The following is a 20,842-nucleotide window of genomic DNA, read 5'->3' on the forward strand; positions in this document are numbered from 1 at the left end:
CGCGCCCCGGCCGACCCCGCCGGGGCTTTTTCGTACCTTTATCGCACCCAAATACGGTGCGCTTAGTTGACTAGACCAACTGAACGTGCCCTGAAACTTCGCCCTACCCCTACCCCATGCATCCCACCCCAGCTGCCCCCTACAAGCCCAAAAACCACGTTCGCATCGTCACGGCCGCCGCGCTGTTTGATGGGCACGACGCGGCTATCAATATCATGCGCCGCATCATTCAGAGCAGTGGCGCCGAGGTTATCCACCTAGGGCACAACCGCTCGGTGCAGGAAATTGTGGACTGCGCCATTCAGGAAGACGCCCAGGCCATTGCCATCACCAGCTACCAGGGCGGGCACAACGAGTACTTCAAGTACATGTATGACCTGCTGAAGGAGCGCGGCGCGGGCCACATCCGCATCTTCGGCGGCGGTGGCGGCGTTATTCTGCCCTCCGAAATAGAGGAGCTGCAAGGCTACGGTATCACGCGCCTCTACTCGCCCGATGATGGCCGCTCGCTAGGCCTGCAAGGTATGATTAATGACTTGTTGGAAAAGAGCGACTTTCCCACGGGCGAGAAGCTGAACGGCGAAGTCGGTCATATAAAGGAGAAAGACGCCCGCAGTATTGGCCGGCTGATTTCGGCCGCCGAGAATTTCCCGGAGGAATTTGAGCGGGTGAAAAGCCAGTTAGTAGCTGATTTTCAGCAACAGGAAAACGGTGCCCAATCAACAACCGAAAACCAAAAACCACAAACCAGCGAAGCCCCCATTCTAGGTATCACCGGCACGGGTGGCGCGGGCAAGTCGTCGCTGGTCGATGAGCTGGTGCGGCGCTTCCTGCTCGACTTCCCGGAGAAGACGCTAGCCATCATTTCGGTGGACCCCAGCAAGCGCAAAACCGGCGGCGCGCTACTTGGCGACCGCATTCGGATGAACGCCATCAACTCGCCTAGGGTATATATGCGCAGCCTAGCCACGCGCCAGAGCAACCTCGCGCTGAGCCGCTACGTGCAAGACGCGGTGGACGTGGTAAAGGCCGCCGACTTCGACCTGATTATTCTGGAAACCAGCGGCATCGGCCAGAGCGATACCGAAATCATCGAGCACTCCGACGTGAGCCTCTACGTGATGACGCCCGAGTACGGCGCCGCCACGCAGCTCGAAAAGATTGACATGCTGGACTTTGCCGATGTCATTGCGCTCAACAAGTTTGACAAGCGCGGCGGCCTCGACGCCCTGCGCGACGTGCGCAAGCAGTACCAGCGCAACCACCAGCGCTGGGATTCGCCGCTCGACGAAATGCCGGTGTTCGGCACCATCGCCTCGCAGTTCAACGACCCCGGCATGAACCGGCTCTACCGGGCCATCCTCAGCACGCTGGAGGAGAAGACGGGCGCGCAGTTTGCCTCGCAGCTCGAAACCAGCGCCGAGCAGTCGGAAAAGGTCTACATCATTCCGCCGAGCCGCACGCGCTACCTCTCCGAAATCGCGGAGACCAACCGCGCCTACGACAAGCGCGTGGCCGAGCAGGTGGCCATTGCCGAGGTGGCGGGCTCGTTTGCGACCCTAGCCAAGCACTACGGCGCCGCCGATAGCGCCGACGCCACGGCCCAGGACTTTGCCAAAAACGTGCAAACCCAACTGCGCCGCCTCGACGCCGACGCCCAGGCCATTCTGGAAAACTGGGAGGCTACCCTCCAAAACTACCGCAACCCCGAGTACGTGTACAAGGTGCGCGACAAGGAAATTCGGGTCAAGACGCACACCACGTCGCTGTCGGGCAATGAGATACCGAAGGTGGCCGTGCCGCGCTACCTAGGCTGGGGCGACCGCCTGCGCTGGGCCATGCAGGAGAATTTCCCCGGCGAGTTTCCCTATACGGCGGGCGTGTTTCCGTTCAAGCGCGAGGGCGAAGACCCCACCCGCATGTTTGCAGGAGAAGGCGGGCCGGAGCGCACCAACCGCCGCTTCCACTACGTAAGCAAAGGCTTGCCCGCCAAGCGTTTGAGCACGGCCTTCGACTCGGTGACGCTCTACGGCGAAGACCCCGACCACCGGCCCGACATCTACGGCAAAATCGGCAACGCGGGCGTCAGCATCGCCTGCCTCGACGATGCCAAGAAGCTCTACTCGGGCTTCGACCTCTCGCACCCGGCCACCTCGGTGAGCATGACCATTAATGGCCCGGCGGCGACCCTAGCGGCGTTTTTTATGAACGCGGCCATCGACCAGAACTGCGAGAAGTACATCTACCAAAATGGCCTCGAAGCCGAGGTGGATGCCAAAATCGACGCCATTTTTGCCGCCAAGCAGCAGCCCCGCCCCCGCTACCAGGGCGAGCTGCCCGAGGGCAACAACGGCCTAGGCCTGCTGCTGCTCGGCGTGACGGGCGAAGACGTGCTGCCCGCCGACGTGTACCAGCAAATCAAGGCCTCGACGCTGACCCAGGTGCGCGGCACCGTGCAGGCCGACATCCTGAAGGAAGACCAGGCCCAGAACACCTGCATTTTCAGCACCGAGTTTGCGCTGCGCCTGATGGGTGACGTGCAGGAGTATTTCATCACCGAGAAGGTGCGTAACTTCTACTCGGTCAGCATCTCGGGCTACCACATTGCGGAGGCGGGCGCCAACCCGATTACGCAGTTGGCGCTCACGCTCTCCAACGGCTTCACCTTTGTGGAGTACTACGTGAGCCGGGGCATGAACGTCAACGACTTCGCGCCCAACCTGTCGTTCTTCTTCTCCAACGGTATCGACCCCGAGTACGCCGTCATTGGGCGAGTAGCGCGCCGCATCTGGGCCAAGGCCATGAAGCTGAAGTACGGTGCCAACGCCCGCAGCCAGATGTTGAAGTACCACATCCAGACCTCGGGCCGCTCGCTGCACGCCCAGGAAATCGACTTCAACGACATTCGCACCACGTTGCAGGCGCTCTACGCCATCTACGACAACTGCAACTCGCTGCACACCAACGCTTACGACGAGGCCATCACTACCCCTACCGAGGAAAGTGTGCGCCGCGCCATGGCCATTCAGCTCATCATCAACCGCGAGCTGGGCCTGGCCAAAAATGAAAACCCGCTGCAAGGCTCCTTCATCATCGAGGAGCTGACCGACCTGGTCGAGGAAGCGGTGCTGCTCGAATTTGACCGCATCACGGAGCGCGGCGGCGTGCTCGGCGCCATGGAAACCATGTACCAGCGTGGCAAAATCCAGGAGGAAAGCCTGCACTACGAGATGCTAAAGCACACCGGCGAATACCCGATTATTGGCGTCAATACCTTCCTCTCGTCCAAGGGCTCGCCCACGGTCATCCCGGCCGAAGTCATCCGCGCCACGGAGGAGGAAAAGCAGTACCAGATTACGATGCTCGAAGCCCTGCACGCCCGCAACGCCGCCGCTACCCCCGCCGCCCTGAAGCGCTTGCAGCAAATCGCCGTGCAGAATGGCAACCTCTTCGCTGAGCTAATGGAAACGGTGAAAACCTGCTCCCTAGGTCAGATTACGAACGCGCTGTTTGAGGTAGGCGGGCAGTACCGGCGGAATATGTAATCGAATTAATTTAGGTGCGTTAGAGAGCCTGCTATCATAATAAGAATAGTAGGCTCTTTTTTAGAATATGAGAATTCATTATTCAACTGCAATCATTCTGTTCGGGTTTCTTTCTGCTTGTTTAAATGCTTGTGGTCAGAACAAACATCTTAGAACAGATAATGCCCCAAAACTTTGGCAATATATAGATAACCCAGCTGCTAAAGATACTGAGTGTCGCACGGAAGTAGCTAGGGCAGAGCGTGATTTGCATGCTGGCAGGCTAATATTTTGCTCTCCCTCCGGATTTGGGTCTTCTCCATTAAGATACGAGCAACAACTACGAACATTAGCCAAAATGTACGGGCTCAGTTTCAATTACGAAATATTTTCCGATGTAATATTTGAGGGCCAAACTCAAGGTTGCTATAGTGCTGTTATGGACAAAGCTATTGCTGCTAAGTTCGGAAACGATTTTAAGAAGAAGATAGAGTCTCGTGCTGACAGTCTATTTACTGTAGCAGCAGAAACATCTACAGTTGATTATACTAATTGTGATACTCACCCCTCTCTACCCAACGAATCTGACCGCGACCCCGAGATTTATCTTAAGGTTTCGCCAAAATTGATTGCTAAACCTCGGCCAAAAATAGATGATTACGGCCCATTTATGGATATCAGATTTATAATCGAAAAAACAGGAAAAGGACACGATTTCGAGATGGTTTCCTATCTGGATTCGAGTAAGGACGGTGACACTATCAAGCCTTTTGAAGCAGAACTTTGGTCAATTGCTCAAAGTGAGTTACAAAGCATTTCGACTTGGGTGCCTGGTATGATTAAAGGGAAAGCAGTCAAAACTAGAGCGGTTGTAAGAGTACATTTTCAAGCAGATAAATAGCTTCTCAAACTGGCGCGAGTTTAGGCGCAGCCGTAACTCGTGCCTAACTATGATATGGAGGTTGCACCTCCACTGTCGCGCTAGCGACACGTAATGGTAGACGAGACTAGCGGAAAAGGCTGCGCGGACGTTGTTTGCCGCGTTGCGGCAGTGGAGACACAGCCTCCACGTCATGGCTAGGCACGAGTTACGGCTGCGCCTAAACTCGCGCCAGTGTTGTAGCCGGGGGAATTAAGCTGGTTGCTTAGTCGATTAGCAGGACTTCTAGTAGGCCGGGGCGGCCGGCGTAATTGCGGGCGCTGCTGTAGAGGAAGTCTTCGGGCGTATCGACAAAGCCGGCTACTACGGGGTTGCGGTGGAGGTAGGCTAGCCGCTGCTGCCGCAGGTCAGTAGAAGGCAGTTCGATGGGGTGGTTGCTTTGCTGCCAGAACTGATACTTGGTATTGTGCGCGTTGCGCTGTCCGGCGCGCTCAAATAGCCAGAGCATCCACTCGCGGCGGCTTTCCTGCCCATTTTCTTCAATGGCGCGGAGCACCTCTTTGGCCGTGTGCCGCTTCAAGTCGCGCAAGATGCCCGATAGATTCTCGGCTTCGCTACTAATGATAAGGTGCGCGTGGTTGGTCATGAGGCACCAGGCATATAGCTCCAACCCTTTGTGCTGCTGGCAGTAGCGTAGGCTATCCACGAAGATGTCGTTGTAAAGCCGGCGCGTGAATACGTCTATCCAATTGACGGTAGCAAAGCTGACGAAGTACAGCTGCTGCGAATCACGGACTTTGTATTTCTCACTCATCGCGGTAAAGAAACAGATTTAGCGCGAGTATAGGCCGAGTATACGCAAGCACTGGCGCGAGTTTAGCGCAGCGTAACTCGTGCCTAGCTATGACGTGGAGGCTGTGCCTCCACTGCCGCAACGCGGCAAGCTTGCGTAAGGGCTTCAGCTACAAACTGACAAATCAAACGTCGATTGCCGCTAAAGCGGCAGTGGAGGTGTAACCTCCACATCATGACCAGGCACGAGTTACGCTGCGCTAAACTCGCGCCAGTGCTTACCAATACTTACCAGTGCTAGCTCGACAATGCTAAGCCCTGCGTGGAATTAGCCTGGGCGGGCAACTCGGTACGTACCGCTGGCTGCTGGTGTAGCGAGCGCCAGTGTAGCGCACCTAGGCCGAGGGCCAGCACACCTTGCACTAACACCGTGTTTTGCACGCCGATGTGCTGCGCCGCTACCCCCACCAGCAGGCTACCTAGGGGCACCATGCCCGTGTAGGCCAGCACGTAGAAGCTGATGACCCGCCCGCGCATGGCGGGGTCGGCGGTGGTTTGCAGCAGCGTGTTGCTGATGGTGATTTGCGACATCATGCCGAACGCGCCCACCGCAATAAACGCGAGGGCCAGCGGGTACCACGGAGTGTGCGAAAACAGGATGAGCCCGACCCCAAAAATGAGGGTGTTGGTGGCTAGTATTCGGTGCAGGTTGGTTCCCGGCGGGCGCGAGGCCAGGTACAGCGCCCCAATAAACGCCCCCAGGCCGATGGAGCTGTCGATGAGCCCGAACGTGGTGGCCGTGCCGTGAAAAATGTCTTTGGCGTACACCGGCATCAAGGTGGTGAAGGGCAGCACCAGCAAGCTTACTGCCGCCAGCATCAGAATGATATACCGAATATCGGGGGTGGTACGCACGTACTGAAACCCTTCTTTCAGCTCGCCCAGGATGTTTTTGGCGTGCGGCTTGGCCACGTAAGCCGGCCGCTTGATGGCCAGCAGCGAGCCAATGACGGCCACGAAGCTCAGCGTATTGAGCGCGAAGCAGGTGGTGGCGCCCAGGGCCTCGATGGCTAGCCCGGCCACGGCAGGCCCTATCAGCTTCGAGAGATTGACCATGGACGAATTGAGGGCCAGGGCGTTGGGTAAGTCCTGCTTGTCTTCCACCAGTTCGTGCACCAGCGATTGTCGGGCCGGCACATCAAAGCCGTTGATGATGCCCAGCACCACGCTCAGCCCCAGGATGCCCCACACCGCACCCGGGCGGCCAAACACCAGCAGCGTGAGCAGCGCGGCCTGCACCATCGAGAGCACCTGCGTGGTGAGCAGCACGCGGTAGCGGTTGTAGCGGTCGGCCACGCCGCCGCCCACCAGCGTAAACGCCGCCGATGGAAACATGGTGGCAAACACGCTCAGCCCGAGCATAAACTTGGAGTTGGTTTGGGCATAGATGACCCAGCTCACGGCCGTTTTTTGCATCCAGGTGCCCAGCAGCGAGAGGGCCTGCCCCGTAAAGTAAAGACGAAAATTGCGGCTTCGCAGCGCGCGGAAAGTGCTTGTATTCATAGTAGTAATAAACGGGAGGCCTAGGGGCGCTCCCACTAGTTATTCGCTGGCAACCAGCTTGGTGAGCACCGGCAGCGCCTGCTGCAAGGCCGCTAGTTCGGCGGCCGAGCAGTGCTGGGTGAGGGTGGCGTGCAGCCACTCGTCACGCTCCTGGCGGGCGGTTTGCAGCAGCTGGCGGCCAGCGTCGGAAATGGCGATGTGCACCTTGCGCCGGTCGGTAGCCGAGGGCCGGCGCTCGATGTAGCCGCCCTCGGCCAAGTGGCGCAGTATCTGCGACATCGACTGGGTGGTGACCTTCTCCATCTCGGCCAATTCGCTGGGCAACAAGTGTGGGTGCTGGTCGAGCAGGCGCACCACCGAGCGCTCGGTGAGCGAAAGCTTTTCGCGGGTGGGCGAGTGGGCCCGCAGTTTCTTCACTAGCCGCGTTACCACGGTGCGCAACTCGGTGGCCAAGTGCTGGGCGTCGTCGGGGGCAAAAGCTTGAGTAGCCATAGTTACCAAGTAAACTTGTTAAGTAAGCTTACTATTATTTAACTATGCAATGCCTGCAAAAGTTTGCGGAGATTCTTATTCTTACGCCCCCTCCCATCGCCTATAGATAAGAGGTATACTCGCCGCCGCTTCTCTGGCCTACCAGACAAGCCGTTTCATACCCAGTCGTTTTGCAGATGGTGTATTGGCTAAGAAGCTGTTTGAGTTAGCCGGAAACAGGCCAAGATGTCTGTCATTGCGAGCGCAGCGAAGCAATCGCACCTGTTCAGTCGCGCCGCTCGAGTGTGATTGCTTCACTGCGCTCGCAATGACAGACGTTTTTAGCTAACTCAAACACGCCCTGAGTAGCCCTGCGCCTCAAGTGGCTATGGTGGCGAGCGCATTTGGCGTGCCTAGGTCTAAAAAGATGCTCCAAGTGGCCGCTAGCCTCGTTTTGCCTACGCAATTCCTCAATTAGCCTACAATCTCCTCCTAGGCCGCCGGCAACCTTTGCAGTGTTATTAACGCACCCAACTACCTTATGGCACAGCAACAAACAGCCGACAGCGGCACCGCCACCACACCGGGCAAAGTATGGTTTATTACGGGGGCCTCGCGCGGTTTTGGCCGCATCTGGACCGAGGCCGCCCTGCAACGAGGCGATAAGGTGGCCGCCACGGCCCGCTCGCTGGCTAGCCTAGCCGACCTCCAAGCTGCCTACGGGGCCAACGTCTTAACATTGGCCATGGACGTCACCCAGCCCGACCAAGTGGCGGCGGCCGTGGCGCAGGCGCACGCCCACTTCGGCCGGCTCGATGTGGTGCTCAACAATGCCGGCTACTCGCTGGTCGGCACCATTGAGGAAGCCAGCGCGGCGGACGTGCGAGCGCTCTACGAAACCAATATTTTTGGTACGCTGGCCGTTATCCAGGCCGCGCTGCCGCTGCTACGAGCCCAAGGCCACGGGCATATCATCGGCATTTCGAGCGGGCTAGGGCTGGTGAGCCTGCCGCTGATTGGCTACTACTGCTCTTCCAAGTGGGCCTTCGAGGCGATTCACGAAAGCCTGGCCATCGAAATAAAACCGTTTGGCCTGCACGTCACGCTGGTCGAGCCGGGCGCCTACGCCACCGAGTTTGGCAGCGACAACTCCCTGAAGTTTGCGCCTAGCATGGATAGCTACGCCGATTTTCGGACCAACTTTATGGCGCGTCTAAAAGGGTCCGAAGGCGGCGACCCGCGGGCCACGCCTCCGGCGCTGTTCGCCGTTGTGGATGCGGCCGAGCCGCCGCTCCGTATTTTCCTAGGTAGCCAAAATCTGCCCTGGGTGCGGGCCACCTACGCCGAGCGGCTCGCCACCTGGGAGCAGTGGGCCCCCGTGTCGGATGCCGCCCAGGGTACTGCCGGTAAGGCTCATTAAGGAGCCGGCCGGTAGTCCCGCCGCCCACTTACCCAACTACTCCCTACCTTACCAGTGCGGCCACCAGCGACGCGAGGCCTTTCCGCCCGCCGCTGGTGGCTTTCGGCTGCCCCATGAAAAAATCAGAAACCAGTCCGCTGCGGTTTAACTCCCTCGCTGAGGCCCACCAGGCGCTGGGCCTGCCCCAGCCCCAGCACCCGCTCATCAGCCTGCTCGACGCTGCGGCCCACCCGGTGCAGGGAGCAGCAACGCGGGAGCCCCACGTGCTCAGCTTTTATAAGATTGCCCTCAAAACCGAGGCCGGCCAAGTGGCCTACGGCCAAGGTCACTATGACTTCACGGAGGGCAGCTTGCTGCTAGCGGCCCCCAATCAGCTGCTGGGCAGCGCCCATGACACGGGTTGCCAGAGTGGCGTGGTGCTCCTAGTTCACCCGGATTTTCTGCTGGGCTATCCGCTGGCGAAAACCATCAAGCAGCACGGCTTCTTCTCCTACGCGGCCAACGAAGCCCTGCATCTCTCCGACAAGGAAAAAGCCACCCTAGTGGCCCTGTTTGCCAATATGCAGGAGGAGCTAAGCAGCCGGCTCGATGACCTAAGCCAGGAGGTGCTACTAGCGCAGCTCGACCTACTGCTAACCTACGCCCAGCGCTTTTATCAGCGGCAGTTCCTGACCCGGCGCCCGGCCAACCGCGTGCTGCTCCAGCAGATTGACGAGTTGCTAGATGCCTATTTCGAGGCCCAGCAACCTCTTGTGCAGGGCCTGCCCACCGTGCATTACCTAGCGGCGCAAGTAAACCTAACTCCCAGCTACCTAAGTGATATGCTGCGCTCGCTGACCGGCCAAAACGCCCAGCAGCACATCCATCACCGGCTGATTGAGCGGGCCAAGGAGCGCCTGGCGGTCACCAGCCTATCGGTGGGCGAGATTGCCTACGAGTTGGGGTTTGAACACGCCCAGTCATTTAGCCAGCTGTTCAAGGCCAAGACAAATACCACTCCCCTGGCCTTTCGGCGGTCGTTTGCCCCTCGGCGGTAGCAGAGGAAGTGACTTCTGGTAAGCTGTTCAAATTCGGCCGACTACTGGGCAGCGCTGCTAGACGTTGGCACGGTAATGCAGCAACCTCCTAGGGCCCGCGGCGGTTTGCCGCAGGCCCTCATACACTTTCATACTACTTTATTATCCGGCAATACTTGCAAGCCTTATCTGCTCACAAGTTCTGCTATGCCCTTAGTAGCCTGGGTTTTGCTCGGCCTGACGCTCGGTGGCACTCAGGGGCTGGCCGTTGCGGGAGATGCGCTCCAGGTGCGTTTGCGGAATGGGGCGCAGTTTGTGGAAGGGCTGGATGGCTACGGCATCGGGGTTGAGGTAGCGGGTGCGGACCACCAGCGTTTCGGTGCGGGCCAGGTCCTCCCAGCGGTGCAGCTCGCCGAGCAGCTCACGGGTGCGCTCATTCAGTATGAAGTGAATAAAGCGCTCGGCTGTAGAGCTCACCGAGGGCGGGTACATCTCCTTGGGGTCGTTGGTGGTGAAGCTGGCCTGCGTGGCCGTGAGGGCCGGGTAGGTGCTGGTCACGTCGCCGCGCACGCCGCCCTCGAAGCGGTAGTTAGCGTTGGGGCGCACCTCGCCGGCCTTGTAGGCGGCGCGCTGGCGCACGATGTTCACGTACTGCAAGGCTTTGTTGTAATCGCCCTTGCGGCCGTAGGCCTCCGCCGCAATCAGATAGGTTTCCGCGAAGCGAGCCAAGATGCCGTCCTTGGTGCCGGCCTCATCGGCGGCGCTGGTGCGGAAGGGGTCGGTGTACTTGATGAGCTGCGGAAACTTGTTGCGCAGGCCTACTGCGCCGGTGGGGTCGTAGCCGGGCACCACAGTGCCGGCAGCATTGCGCACGTAGCGGGCAAAGATGCCGTAGCGCGAGGCGTTTATTTGGGCCTGCGGAACAGGGTTTTGCGGCGTATTTACGATAACCGCAAATGCCGTATCGCCCACCGCAAACTTCGGCTGACCCACTAGTGCGGGCGTGGGCGCGTTGGCGGCGGTCCACTTGGGTAGGTTGGTGGCGCTGTTGGCAATCCAGGCCGTTTTCATCGTCTTATAAAACCGCGAATCGTTGCGGCGGTCGAAGATGTCTAGCGCATAGTTGGTGGGCATGATGCGCCGAAACGGACGGTCGTTGAGCAGGTCGCGGGCCATGCCGGGCTCAGTGTCGTACTGCAAGGTGAAGTACGAGTGCACCCGGTTGCCGAAGCGCCCGGACAGCGCGGGCACGTTTACAAACTGCGACGAGAAGATGATTTCCTTGCTCGTTTGGGCCGCCACGCTATTGGTATAGCTCGATATATCGAACAGCTTGGCGTAGTCGCTTTCCAGCGTGTAGCGGCCGCCGCTAATCACTTGGTCGGCGTAGTAAGCCGCGCTGTCGATGTCGGTGGGCCGCTGCCCGCGCACGTCGGTGATGGCGCTGCCGCGGGTCAGGTACACCTTGGCTAGGTAGTGCTGAGCCGCGCCCTGGGTGGCCCGCCCAAAGTCGCTGGTGGTCGGCGCTAGGTTGGTAGCGGCAAAGCGTAAGTCGCTGATAATGGTCCGGTACACGTCGGGCACGGGGGCGCGGGTGTACTCGAGCTGCACGCCCTCGGTGGGCTGCAGCACCAGCGGAATGGCCCCGTACTGCTGTACCAGCTGAAAGTAGTAGTAGGCGCGCAAAAAGCGCAGCTCGGCCAGGCGCTGGTTTTTCTGGACGTCGGTGCGCAGCGTAGTGGTGCCCTGGATGGCGGGGATGCGTGCAATGCCGATGTTGCAGCGGTTGATGCCGTCGTAGTCGGCCGTCCACACGCCATCCACGAAGCCATCGGAAGAGTTGAGGCGGCTGTCGTAAATATCCCACCAGTAGAAGTTTACCTGGTCGGCGTAGGTTAGCTCATCTACCCCAAAGTTGAACATGGCGTAGGAGTGCTCGTTGGCAAACTTGTAGCGGGTTTGCTCATAGCTCGACTTCACGAGGTCTTCCAGCCCCTGCTCGGTGCTGAAATAGTCGTTGGTGAGGGTCGAAACCAGTTCTTCGTTGAGGTAGTCTTTGCACGAGCCCAGGCCCAGCCCAAGCAGCGCCGTAAAGCCCAGAGTACGGAAAGTACGGGTAATTTTCATGAGAGATAGCAGCGGAGTGGGTGGGAATTAGAAGCCGAGGCGCAGGCCCACGATGAGGCTTTTGGTACCTAGGTTGCGGGCCTGGGCCAGTTCGCCCGAGGTAGAGCCAACGTCGCTGGCTTCGGGGTCAAGGCCCCGGAATTTGGTGAACAGGAAGGGATTGACCGCGTTGACGTAGATGGCCAGGTTGTTCGCCCGAATTTTGGTGCTGATGGCCGGCGGCACGGTGTAGGTGAGCGAGATGTTGCGCACCCGCACAAAGCTGCCGCTCACGAAGGGGTAGCCCGAGTTGTTTTTAGCCGCATCCTGGCCGATGGCCGGGCGCGGGTTCTCGTTGCTGGGGTTGGTGGGCGTCCAGTAGTCCACGGCTTGGCCGGGGTAGCGCCCGCCTAGGCCCGGCGAGTAGCCAGTAGCCACCAGCTGCCCTACCCGGACGTACACCAGGAAGCTCAACTCGAAGGCTTTATACGTCAGCGTATTGTTGAGGCTGCCGCTCCACTTGGGGCGGTTCGAGCCAAGTATCACAAAGTCGTTGGCGTTGATGATGTTATTGCCATCCTGGTCTACTACCTTGATTTCGCCAGGCTTGGCGCCGTACACCTTGGCCGCGTCGGCCTCCGAGGTTTGCCAGATGCCGTTGTTCTGGTAGTTGTAGTACACGCCCAGTGGCTGGCCGATAAACCAGCGGTTGCCCACGTCGCTCACCGCGCCCGAGGCCAGGCTCACAAACTCCTCTTTGTTGCGGGTAAATACGTAGTCGGTGCTCCAGCGGAAGTTTTTCGTTTCTACGTTCACCGTTGTCAGGCCCACCTCCACGCCGCTGTTGCGGGTGGCACCCACGTTTTGCAAGATGCTCACCACGCCGCTCACCGCGGGCAGGGCGCGCGGCAGCAGCAGGTCGGTGGTATTGGCGCGGTACACTTCGACCGAGCCCGTGATGCGGTTTTTGAAGAAGCCAAAATCTACCCCTAGGTTGAGGGTCGAGGTGCGCTCCCACTTCAGGTTGGGGTTGGGTAGGCCGCCTAGGGTGCCGGGCAGCGTGCCGGGCGTGGGCGAGTAGCCGTAGGCGGGCGTTTCGTTGAAGGCATAGGCCGACTGCTGCAAGGTGCCACCCGTAGTGTAGGGGTCTACCGAGGCCTGGCCTACGGTGCCGTAGCCGCCGCGCAGCTTTAGCTCGCTCACCACAGCCACATTGCGCAAGAAGTTCTCCTGCTGTACTTTCCAGGCCACGGCCACCGATGGGAAGAAGCTCCACTTATTGCCCGGCGCCAGCACCGACGCGCCATCGGCGCGCCCGGTCAGCGTCAGCAAGTAGCGGTCGAGGTAGCCGTAGTTGACGCGGCCCATCCACGAGGCCAGCGACCGCGCCGTGTAGTAGCTGCTGAAGCCGTTGGCCGCCGCCTTGTAGGTCGAGCTTAGGTTGTACCACTTCTGGCTGTCGTAGGGCAGGTCCAGCGCGTTCACCGACGAGCCTTCGCCGCGGTCGGACTGCACGCTTTGCAGCGCCGTGAGGCTCAGCGAGTGCTTGTCGCCAAACTGCCGGTCGTAGAACAGCAGGTTTTCCACCACATAAGTAAAATTCTGCCCCTGGTCGTACTGCCCATACGACACCGAGTTGGGCCCGCCCGCATCGCGGGAAATGGCCCGCGCCGACTGGAAAATACCCGTGCGGTTGTTGCGGAAATCAGGCCCCACGTTCAGGCGGTAGCGCAGGCCCTTCACGAAGGGCAGCTGCACATCGGCGTAAAAGCTGCCGAAGAAACGCGTCACGCGCCGCTCGTTGAAAGCATTGCTTTGCTCGCGCAGCGGGTTAAAAATCAGCGGGTCGCCGCCAGGATTGGTGATAAATGCACCATCGGGCGTGTAGGGCACGGCGTAGGGCAGCTGCCCGGTAGCCCGGCCGTAGACGTCGGGCCCGTAGTTCTGCACCGATAGGCTGGCATTGGTCGAGGCCCCTAGAGTCACGATAGGGTTTACCTTGAAGTCGAGGGTAGCGCGGGCGTTGTAGCGCGCAAAATCCTGACCTGGCTGAATGCCGTTCTGCTTGAGGTAGCCTACCGACATGGAAGCCCGCAGCTTGTCGGTGCCGCCGCTGGCGCTGAGCTGGTGGTTTTGGGTAAGGGCCGTGCGCAGGGCCAGGTCCTGCCAGTCGGTGGTGCGCACTTTGCTGGCGTCATAAATCGGGATTTGCGTCACGCCAGCTCCGTAGAGAGCTTTTTCGGCGTCGGTAGTGGGGCGAGTAGCCACCACGCGGTTGGCGCGGTCTACCCACTCGTAGCCGTCGGCGATGCCTTCCCAGGCATTCAAATCCTTGACGCCAAAAAGCGCAAAGTCGCGGGCCGGGTCGGCGTAGAGCGGCGCATAGGTGCCGTTGGCGCGGTTGGCCTCGCGCTGCACTTCCAGGAAGCCGCCGCCGTTAAACAGGTTCAGGGTGCGCGAGGCGCGGTCGGCGCTGAAGTAGGTATTGTAGTTAATCGAAAACTTACCTTCCTGCCCGCGCTTGGTGGTCACAATCACGACCCCGTTGGCCCCGCGCGAGCCGTAGATGGCGGTAGCCGAAGCATCTTTCAGAATCTCGACCGACTGAATATCCTGGGGGTTAAAATCATTGAGGCCAGTGCCTTGCGCCAGCGGAATACCATCGACCACGTACAACGGCTCGTTGGAGGCCCGCACCGAGCGGTTGCCTCGGATGCGGATGGCCGGCACCTCGCCGGGCCGGAAATTGCCCCCGGCTACGTCTACCCCCGCCGCCCGGCCTTGCAGCGCCTGCGTGATGTTCTGGGTCTGTACCTGCTGGATTTCCTTGGCCGACACCGACGAGAGGGCGCCGGTCACATCGCTCTTTTTCTGCGAGCCGTAGCCGACCACCACTACTTCGTCGAGGCCCTTGGCCTCGCCTTGCAGCCCTAGGTTAATGACCGACTGCCCGGCAATCTGCACTTCCTGGGTAGCATAGCCCACGTAAGAGAAGATGAGCACCCCGCCCCCACCGGCCGGCACTTGCAGGCTGTAGCTACCATCGGGGCCAGTGCCAGTGCCGTTGCTTGTGCCTTTGAGCAGGACAGTTACGCCGGGCAGTGCTTCTTTGCCATCGGCCGACGTAACCTTGCCCGTAATGGTTACGCGTTGGGTTTGAGCCTGGGTTTGCGCCTGAGCAAAGGCGGCGGGCACACTTAGGCCGGGCAGTAGCCATAGCAAGCGGCTAATTTGGTAGAAGTTACGCATACTACAAGCGGGGTGGGCAGATGAAAAGGTTAGTAAGTGCTTACTCGGCTGAGTGCCGAAAAGTACAGTCATCATTTTGACGTACTTGCCTGTACTTACCTGTTCTTCATCTTTCCCTCTCGCTTAGTCGGCAATGGGTCTTCTGACGCTATTACGGGTAGTTGCCTTAGCTGCCCTAGGCCGCTTGATTACCGACCTAGGGCAGTTGCGGCGTTATTGCTTCTGGCCGCACTCGTTGCAAAATCGTTGATCGGCTTTAATGCTGCTGCCACAGCCACTGCAAAACTTACCCGCAGCCGAAGCCGACGCGGCGGCCGTGCCGCACGAGCTGCAGAACTTTTGGCCGGGGCTGAGCTTAGAACGGCAATTAGCGCACTGTGAAATGCCCCCGCGATTCAAGAAATCAATGTTTTGGGTGTAGTCCTGCGCGCGGATTTTGGTATAAATCTGCTCGCTGGTAGCGCGGGCCTGCTGGGCCGACAGCTCCTCCTGCTCGTCGGGGGCGCAGGTTTCGCAGAGGCCGGCTTGGTAGTTCCAGCACACCTCGGGACACACCCAGTGACCGCAGCGGGTGCACTGCTTAAAGTGCTGCTTACCCTCTTGCACGGCAACGGCCAAGGCTTCGTCGTGGGCCTTGCCGCCCACGGCGCGCTGCATCTGGTACGCCGCGTTGCCGGCCTCATTAAAGAAGCCTCCAAAGAGGCTGCCGGCCGCATTCAGCAGGCTGCCCGCCATGCCGATGGTGCTAGTCTGGTAGCGCGACATGTAGCCGTTGTGGCACTTATCGCAGTGAAATTTAAACTGGTAGCCTTTGTCCGTAGACAGGTCGTCGTAGTTGGCAACGAATTGCAGCAGGTTACTCATGAGGTAGTAGCGAAAGGAATAGGGTGCAACGTAGAAGAGTGATTTGGGGCAGAAAAATACTAGCTAATCCGCGAGCACAAGCAAGCCAAAACCAAACTTAACAAGCCGCAGGAACCAGCCGCCGACCCTAGGAATAGCGCATTCTCTATCGCTGCTAAGCAGCCCGCATTACACCACACCGCCACCTGCTGGCGCGTCGCTCAGCGCCATTTTAGTGGAAAGCTCCGAACCTAGGCGTATCGCATTGGCCTACTGATGAGTAATACTAAGCGCATTTTCGCTCAAGAGTAGCACCAAGCATTGTCTGAACTCGCGCCATGTCGGGCGTCGGCCTTTGCGCTCGCCCCGATGTTTTCGGCTTACGTTTACTGCTTCACTACAACCTCACCTAGCTTCGCCCCGAAACCTATGCAACTCGCTTCTTCTACAGTTTTATCTCTGGCGGCGCTCCTGCTGCTGGGCAGTTGTGCTGAGCATAAGGTCCCCGAGGCAGCGGCTACTACCACGCCCCCGGCCAGCCCCGGCGCAGCGGCGGCCGATACTGCCCGCGTTAGTGGCCAGCCGTGCGACATCAAGCTGGCTGGCATCCACTTTACCAAGGCCGTGAACGGGGCCGACACCCTCACTAAAACCGATGCCCAAGGCAGAATGGCGTTTCGGGTGGGCGCGAAAAAAGACTTTTTCTGCGACCCCAACGACAATAAGCTCACCAACAACACGGCCCCTATCTTACTAGCCAAAGTCGATAATACCAAGCCCTTTACGCTAGTGGCCAAGGTAACGCCTGGCTTCACCGCCAAGGGGCTTTACAACGCTGGGGTGCTGTACGTGTACGTAAACGACCGGCGCTGGCAAAAGCATTGCTTCGAGCAAGACGAGCGGGGCAACCACCGCATCGTGTCGGTGCGCACCCTAGGTACCTCCGACGACAACAACCACGACATCGTGAAAGCCCCCACGGCTTACCTGAAAATATCGTCGGATACGCGCACCGTGGCCAGCTACTACTCGCTTGATAAGAAAACCTGGCAGCTGGTACGCCTCTACAAAAACGACTATCCCACCGAGCTGTGGGCCGGCGTAAGCTCGCAGTGCCCCATCGACACAGGGACCACCAACTATTTTGAGGACATCAGCCTGACGCAAAACAGCGTAACTGACTTCCGACTGGGCAACTAGCGGCCGGCTCGTGCTGGCGGCACCTAGGCGCCCGCCAGCACGGGCTTCTGGCCAGTACCCGCAGGAGCCGCGGCGGCCGCCGACCCGGTTTCGCGCAGCAGCAAGCTCGCCAGAATGGCCAAGCTGGTGCACGCTATCCAGAATAATCCGCCCTGCTGAAAGTGGGCGCTGGGGTCGGCGGTGTGGCCCAGGCTTTGGCCGTAGAAGCGCGCAAACAGCGGCCCCAGCAACGCCGACACGCCAAAGGTGAGGAAGTTCATGGCGCCGGTGGCGCTGCCCTTCACGTGGTCGGGGTTTGCTTCTTTGATGATGGAATACGGAATCATAGCCGCGCCCGAGGCCACACCAAAGAGCAGCAGGCTGAGGTAGAGCGGCAGCAGCGCGGGCAGAAATAATTGCTGCAAACCTATCAGGACCATGCCGCTAGCGCCCAAGAGCAGGGCCGGCTTGCGGCGGCCCAGGCGGTCGGCGAGCCACCCTAGGGCTGGGCAGCCCACTACCCAGCCCAGCGGCACCATTGAGCAAGCCCAAGTGGCGGCCGCGTAGCTCATTTGCTGGTCTTGCTGCAAGGCGGCCACGCCCCAGTTCATGGCAAAAATGGTAGTGGGCGCAAATAGCAGGCCCGCAACCAGCCCGCATAAATACGACTGCGGATTGCTAAATACGATTTTGTAGGGCGCCAGCAAGCCGCCTTGCGCGGCGGGCTGCTGCGCCTGGGTGCGGGCGTCGCTAGGGGTAATAAAGTAGAGCGCTACGCCGGTAGCCAGGTTGGCCAAGCCCATCAGCACCCAAAACAGGCGCACATCAAACCCCTGGTGAATGAGCGGACCCACCGCCGACTGGCCCAGCGCGCCGCCCAGCATACCTAGGCACTGCGTGGCCCCAATGGCCGTGGCCAACGACCGCGCCTGAAACCCGCGCGAAGCCAGATACACCGAGCCCGTGAAGGCAAACGCCGAGCCCGCACCTTGCAGCAGCCGACCGCTATTGCCAGCCGCCGCGCCGGGCAGTGCAAACAGCAGGCAGCCCAGTGCCACAATGGCAATGCCCGCCGGCAGCGCGTATTTGGCGCCAGTGCGGTCGAGAGCAACGCCGGCTACTAGCCCCGCTACCGAATAGGTGTAATAATACGTACCCAGGATGGCTCCAACCCCCACCGTATCAACCCCGAACGTGTGCGCCAGCTCGGGTATCATCACCGCTGGCCCCGACCGCACCGCGTACTCCAGAAAGTAAAAAAGGAGCGAAAACACCCACGCGATTACGTAGGGCCGGGTGCGGGTGGGGCTGTTGCTATCTTCCATTTTGCGCAGGCTTGTAGCCACTAGAACTGCCGACGCCAGCCAAAGGTTGGCCTGACTAGTGCAGCGCCATGAGCCAACCGGGCCCTATACCCAGCCGCGCGAACACCTCCTAGGGTGCCTAAATTGGTGCGGTGAGCCAAGTGCACCGCCCGCGGTAGCTGGCCACTCGCGGTTCTCTGCCTAAGTTCGCCTATGCGTTTTTCTACCCGCCTAGCCCTCGCCGCCACTCTCTTACTCGGCCACCGTGCCGCCACCGCCCAAACCAGCCCCGGCAGCGTTTGGAACAACAAGCAGTGCGCCGTGGTGCTCACCTACGACGATGCCGTAGATGTGGACCTAGACAATGCCGTGCCGGCTCTAGACTCCCTCCACCTGCGGGGCACGTTTTACCTCATCGGCTCGGCGCCGGCCCTGAGCAAGCGCCTGCCCGAGTGGCGCAAGGCCGCCCAGCGCGGGCACGAGCTCGGCAACCACGCCCTGATGCACCCCTGCGACGGTAGCCTGCCCGGCCGCGGCTTCGTGACGCCCGACAACGACCTGAGCAAGTACACCGTGAGCCGGGCCGTCAGTGAAATACGCGCCATGAATACGCTGCTCAATGCCATCGACGGCAAAACGACGCGCACCTTCGCCTATCCTTGCGGCGACCGCCAGATAGGCGGCGTCCGCTTCTACGACCAGCTCAGAAACGACTTCGTGGCCGCCCGCGGCGTTACGAGCGGCTTGCAAACAGCCGCGCAGGTGCAGCTCGACAACGTGGACAGCTACATGATTAATGGCCAAGATGGCAAGTACCTGATTGACCTGGTGAAGCAGGCGCAGCAGTCGCACACGCTGCTGGTGTTTCTGTTTCACGGGGTAGGCGGCGGCCATTCGCTCAACGTGGACCTAGGCGCGCACCGCCAGCTGCTGCGCTACCTCAAGGCGCACGAAAAGGACATCTACATCGCGCCGATGGTAGAAGTAGCCGAGAAAATCCGGGCCGCCCAGCAGGGCAGCGCCCGCAAATAGCGCGGGCTAAAAGTCCGCGCTACTTGTGCAGTTGCCTCTTGCCACCTAGGGCAGCAAATCGAGCACCTCGGCCAAGTGGTTTATCTGCTGAAATTCAACCCCGACTAAATCGCTATCAGCTACCTGCTCGTGTATCCAGGTGGCGTGGTAGGGCACGTGGATGGCGCGGTAGCCAAGGCGCGCCACGGGCAGCACATCGGATTTGAGCGAATTGCCAATCATGACAAAGTTGTCGGGCGTGGCTTGGTAGCGCCGAAAGAGCCGCTGGTAGGTAGGCTCGTCTTTTTCGCTCACCACCTCCACGTGGTCGAACAAGTCGCCGAGGCCCGAGCGGGCCAGCTTGCTTTCCTGGTCGAAAAGGTCGCCTTTGGTGAGCAGCATCAGGTGGTGGCCGCGCAGGCGCAGGGTGGGCAGCACCTCGGCCACGCCCGGCAGCAGCTCAATGCGAAAGCGCAGCAAGTCCTTGCCCAGGTCGAGCAGCTGCTGAATGTCGGCGCTCGTCACGGCCCCGTCAGTAAGCTGAATGGCGGTTTCTATCAGCGAGAGCGTCAGCGCTTTGGCGCCGTAGCCATACAGCGCCATGTTGCGCCGCTGCACCGCGTAGAGCTGCGGGTGCAGCGTGGCGGGGTCGCCACAGTGAGCCAGAATGTTGAAGAACGCGGCCTCTACCTCATCAAAGTGCGGCTGGTTGGGCCACAGGGTATCATCGGCGTCGAAGGCGATAAGCATTGCAATGAGTAGGCAGCCACTTAGCAGCAGAATAGCCTGTTACCGGCCACCTAGGCGGCAAAGGTACGGCTCTCCCCTGCCGACCTTTGCCGCCATGAAACACTTGCTGAACCTGACCGACTGGAACCGGCGCGAACACTTTGAGTTTTTCTCCCGCTTCGAGGAGCCCTTCTTTGGATTGGTGGCAAACGTCGATTGCACCCCGGCCCTAGCCGAAGCCAAGCGACTGGGGGTGCCGTTTTTTCTGTATTACCTCTACCAAGCGCTGCAGGCCGTCAACCAGGTAGAGGCGTTGCGCTACCGCATCGAGGACGGGCAAGTGTACACCTACGACCGCATTCACGCCTCGGCTACCATCGGGCGTCCTGACCATACGTTTGGCTTTTCCTTTATCGAGCTGCACGACAACCTAGGAGCCTTTGTGCAAGCCGCTAAGACTGAAATAGCAGCCGTGCAAGCCAGCTCGGGCCTGCGCCTGAGCCCCAATACCGCCCGGCTAGATGTCATCCACTTTTCGGCTATCCCGTGGGTGCGCTTCAGCGGCCTCACCCACGCCCGCAGCTTTTCGCACCCCGACAGCATGCCCAAGATTTCGGTGGGCCAAACCCACCAAGAAGGCGCTGCTACGTTCATGCCCGTGTCGGTAAACGTGCACCACGGCCTGGCCGATGGCTACCACGTGGGGATGTTTCTGGACGAGTTTCAGCGGCGACTGAGCTAGACAGCAGGCACCC

The 20,842-nt window shown here is 60.0% G+C and carries 15 protein-coding genes; 7 read left to right on the plus strand and 8 right to left on the minus strand.

Going from position 1 to position 20,842, the window contains the following annotated elements:
- Positions 1 to 116: 116 nt before the first annotated feature.
- On the plus strand, positions 117 to 3,545 hold the full coding sequence (locus tag JAO77_RS14805) for a methylmalonyl-CoA mutase family protein (RefSeq protein WP_198991153.1): 3,429 nt from the start codon (positions 117 to 119) through the stop codon (positions 3,543 to 3,545).
- Between the two features lie 67 nt (positions 3,546 to 3,612).
- Positions 3,613 to 4,425 carry a hypothetical protein gene (locus tag JAO77_RS14810; protein ID WP_198991154.1) on the plus strand — a complete coding sequence of 271 codons (813 nt, stop codon included), beginning with the start codon at positions 3,613 to 3,615 and terminating at the stop codon, positions 4,423 to 4,425.
- Positions 4,426 to 4,669: 244 nt separating this feature from the next.
- Here the strand turns inward: JAO77_RS14810 and JAO77_RS14815 are convergent, their stop codons facing one another.
- The 3 genes from JAO77_RS14815 to JAO77_RS14825 form a co-directional block, all read right to left on the minus strand.
- Entirely contained in the window at positions 4,670 to 5,218 is a 549-nt protein-coding gene (locus JAO77_RS14815; RefSeq protein WP_198991155.1) for an REP-associated tyrosine transposase, read from the minus strand.
- Between the two features lie 275 nt (positions 5,219 to 5,493).
- Positions 5,494 to 6,759, minus strand: a complete 1,266-nt coding sequence (locus JAO77_RS14820; protein WP_198991156.1) for an MFS transporter — start codon at positions 6,757 to 6,759, stop codon at positions 5,494 to 5,496.
- 39 nt (positions 6,760 to 6,798) lie between these two features.
- Complete coding sequence (locus JAO77_RS14825) at positions 6,799 to 7,251, minus strand: MarR family winged helix-turn-helix transcriptional regulator (RefSeq protein WP_198991157.1); 453 nt, start codon at positions 7,249 to 7,251, stop codon at positions 6,799 to 6,801.
- Between the two features lie 520 nt (positions 7,252 to 7,771).
- Between JAO77_RS14825 and JAO77_RS14830 the strand changes: the two genes are divergently transcribed.
- Entirely contained in the window at positions 7,772 to 8,650 is an 879-nt protein-coding gene (locus tag JAO77_RS14830) for an SDR family NAD(P)-dependent oxidoreductase (RefSeq protein ID WP_198991158.1), read from the plus strand.
- 113 nt (positions 8,651 to 8,763) lie between these two features.
- Complete coding sequence (locus tag JAO77_RS14835; protein WP_198991159.1) at positions 8,764 to 9,687, plus strand: helix-turn-helix domain-containing protein; 924 nt, start codon at positions 8,764 to 8,766, stop codon at positions 9,685 to 9,687.
- A 192-nt stretch (positions 9,688 to 9,879) separates the two neighbouring features.
- Here the strand turns inward: JAO77_RS14835 and JAO77_RS14840 are convergent, their stop codons facing one another.
- From JAO77_RS14840 to JAO77_RS14850, 3 genes are all read right to left on the minus strand, one after another.
- Positions 9,880 to 11,793 carry a RagB/SusD family nutrient uptake outer membrane protein gene (locus JAO77_RS14840; protein WP_198991160.1) on the minus strand — a complete coding sequence of 638 codons (1,914 nt, stop codon included), beginning with the start codon at positions 11,791 to 11,793 and terminating at the stop codon, positions 9,880 to 9,882.
- Positions 11,794 to 11,820: 27 nt separating this feature from the next.
- Positions 11,821 to 15,021 (minus strand): SusC/RagA family TonB-linked outer membrane protein, encoded by a 3,201-nt coding sequence (locus JAO77_RS14845; RefSeq protein ID WP_198991161.1) that lies wholly within the window; start codon positions 15,019 to 15,021, stop codon positions 11,821 to 11,823.
- A gap of 213 nt (positions 15,022 to 15,234) precedes the next feature.
- On the minus strand, positions 15,235 to 15,885 hold the full coding sequence (locus tag JAO77_RS14850; RefSeq protein WP_198991162.1) for a zinc ribbon domain-containing protein: 651 nt from the start codon (positions 15,883 to 15,885) through the stop codon (positions 15,235 to 15,237).
- A 408-nt stretch (positions 15,886 to 16,293) separates the two neighbouring features.
- Between JAO77_RS14850 and JAO77_RS14855 the strand changes: the two genes are divergently transcribed.
- Entirely contained in the window at positions 16,294 to 17,064 is a 771-nt protein-coding gene (locus tag JAO77_RS14855) for a DUF1349 domain-containing protein (protein ID WP_198991163.1), read from the plus strand.
- Positions 17,065 to 17,087: 23 nt separating this feature from the next.
- Here JAO77_RS14855 and JAO77_RS14860 read toward each other — a convergent pair whose 3' ends face one another.
- Positions 17,088 to 18,368, minus strand: a complete 1,281-nt coding sequence (locus JAO77_RS14860; protein WP_198991164.1) for an MFS transporter — start codon at positions 18,366 to 18,368, stop codon at positions 17,088 to 17,090.
- A 192-nt stretch (positions 18,369 to 18,560) separates the two neighbouring features.
- Between JAO77_RS14860 and JAO77_RS14865 the strand changes: the two genes are divergently transcribed.
- Positions 18,561 to 19,379 carry a polysaccharide deacetylase family protein gene (locus tag JAO77_RS14865; protein ID WP_198991165.1) on the plus strand — a complete coding sequence of 273 codons (819 nt, stop codon included), beginning with the start codon at positions 18,561 to 18,563 and terminating at the stop codon, positions 19,377 to 19,379.
- Positions 19,380 to 19,424: 45 nt separating this feature from the next.
- On the opposite strand, the gene JAO77_RS14870 is transcribed toward JAO77_RS14865, so the two are convergent.
- Positions 19,425 to 20,108, minus strand: a complete 684-nt coding sequence (locus tag JAO77_RS14870; RefSeq protein ID WP_198991166.1) for an HAD family hydrolase — start codon at positions 20,106 to 20,108, stop codon at positions 19,425 to 19,427.
- Positions 20,109 to 20,202: 94 nt separating this feature from the next.
- Here JAO77_RS14870 and JAO77_RS14875 point away from each other — a divergent pair, with 94 nt between their 5' ends.
- Positions 20,203 to 20,829 carry a chloramphenicol acetyltransferase gene (locus tag JAO77_RS14875; protein WP_198991167.1) on the plus strand — a complete coding sequence of 209 codons (627 nt, stop codon included), beginning with the start codon at positions 20,203 to 20,205 and terminating at the stop codon, positions 20,827 to 20,829.
- Positions 20,830 to 20,842: the final 13 nt, after the last annotated feature.

Origin of the sequence: Hymenobacter sp. BT559 (assembly GCF_016427535.1) — a bacterium.
In the GTDB taxonomy this organism is placed as follows: domain Bacteria; phylum Bacteroidota; class Bacteroidia; order Cytophagales; family Hymenobacteraceae; genus Hymenobacter.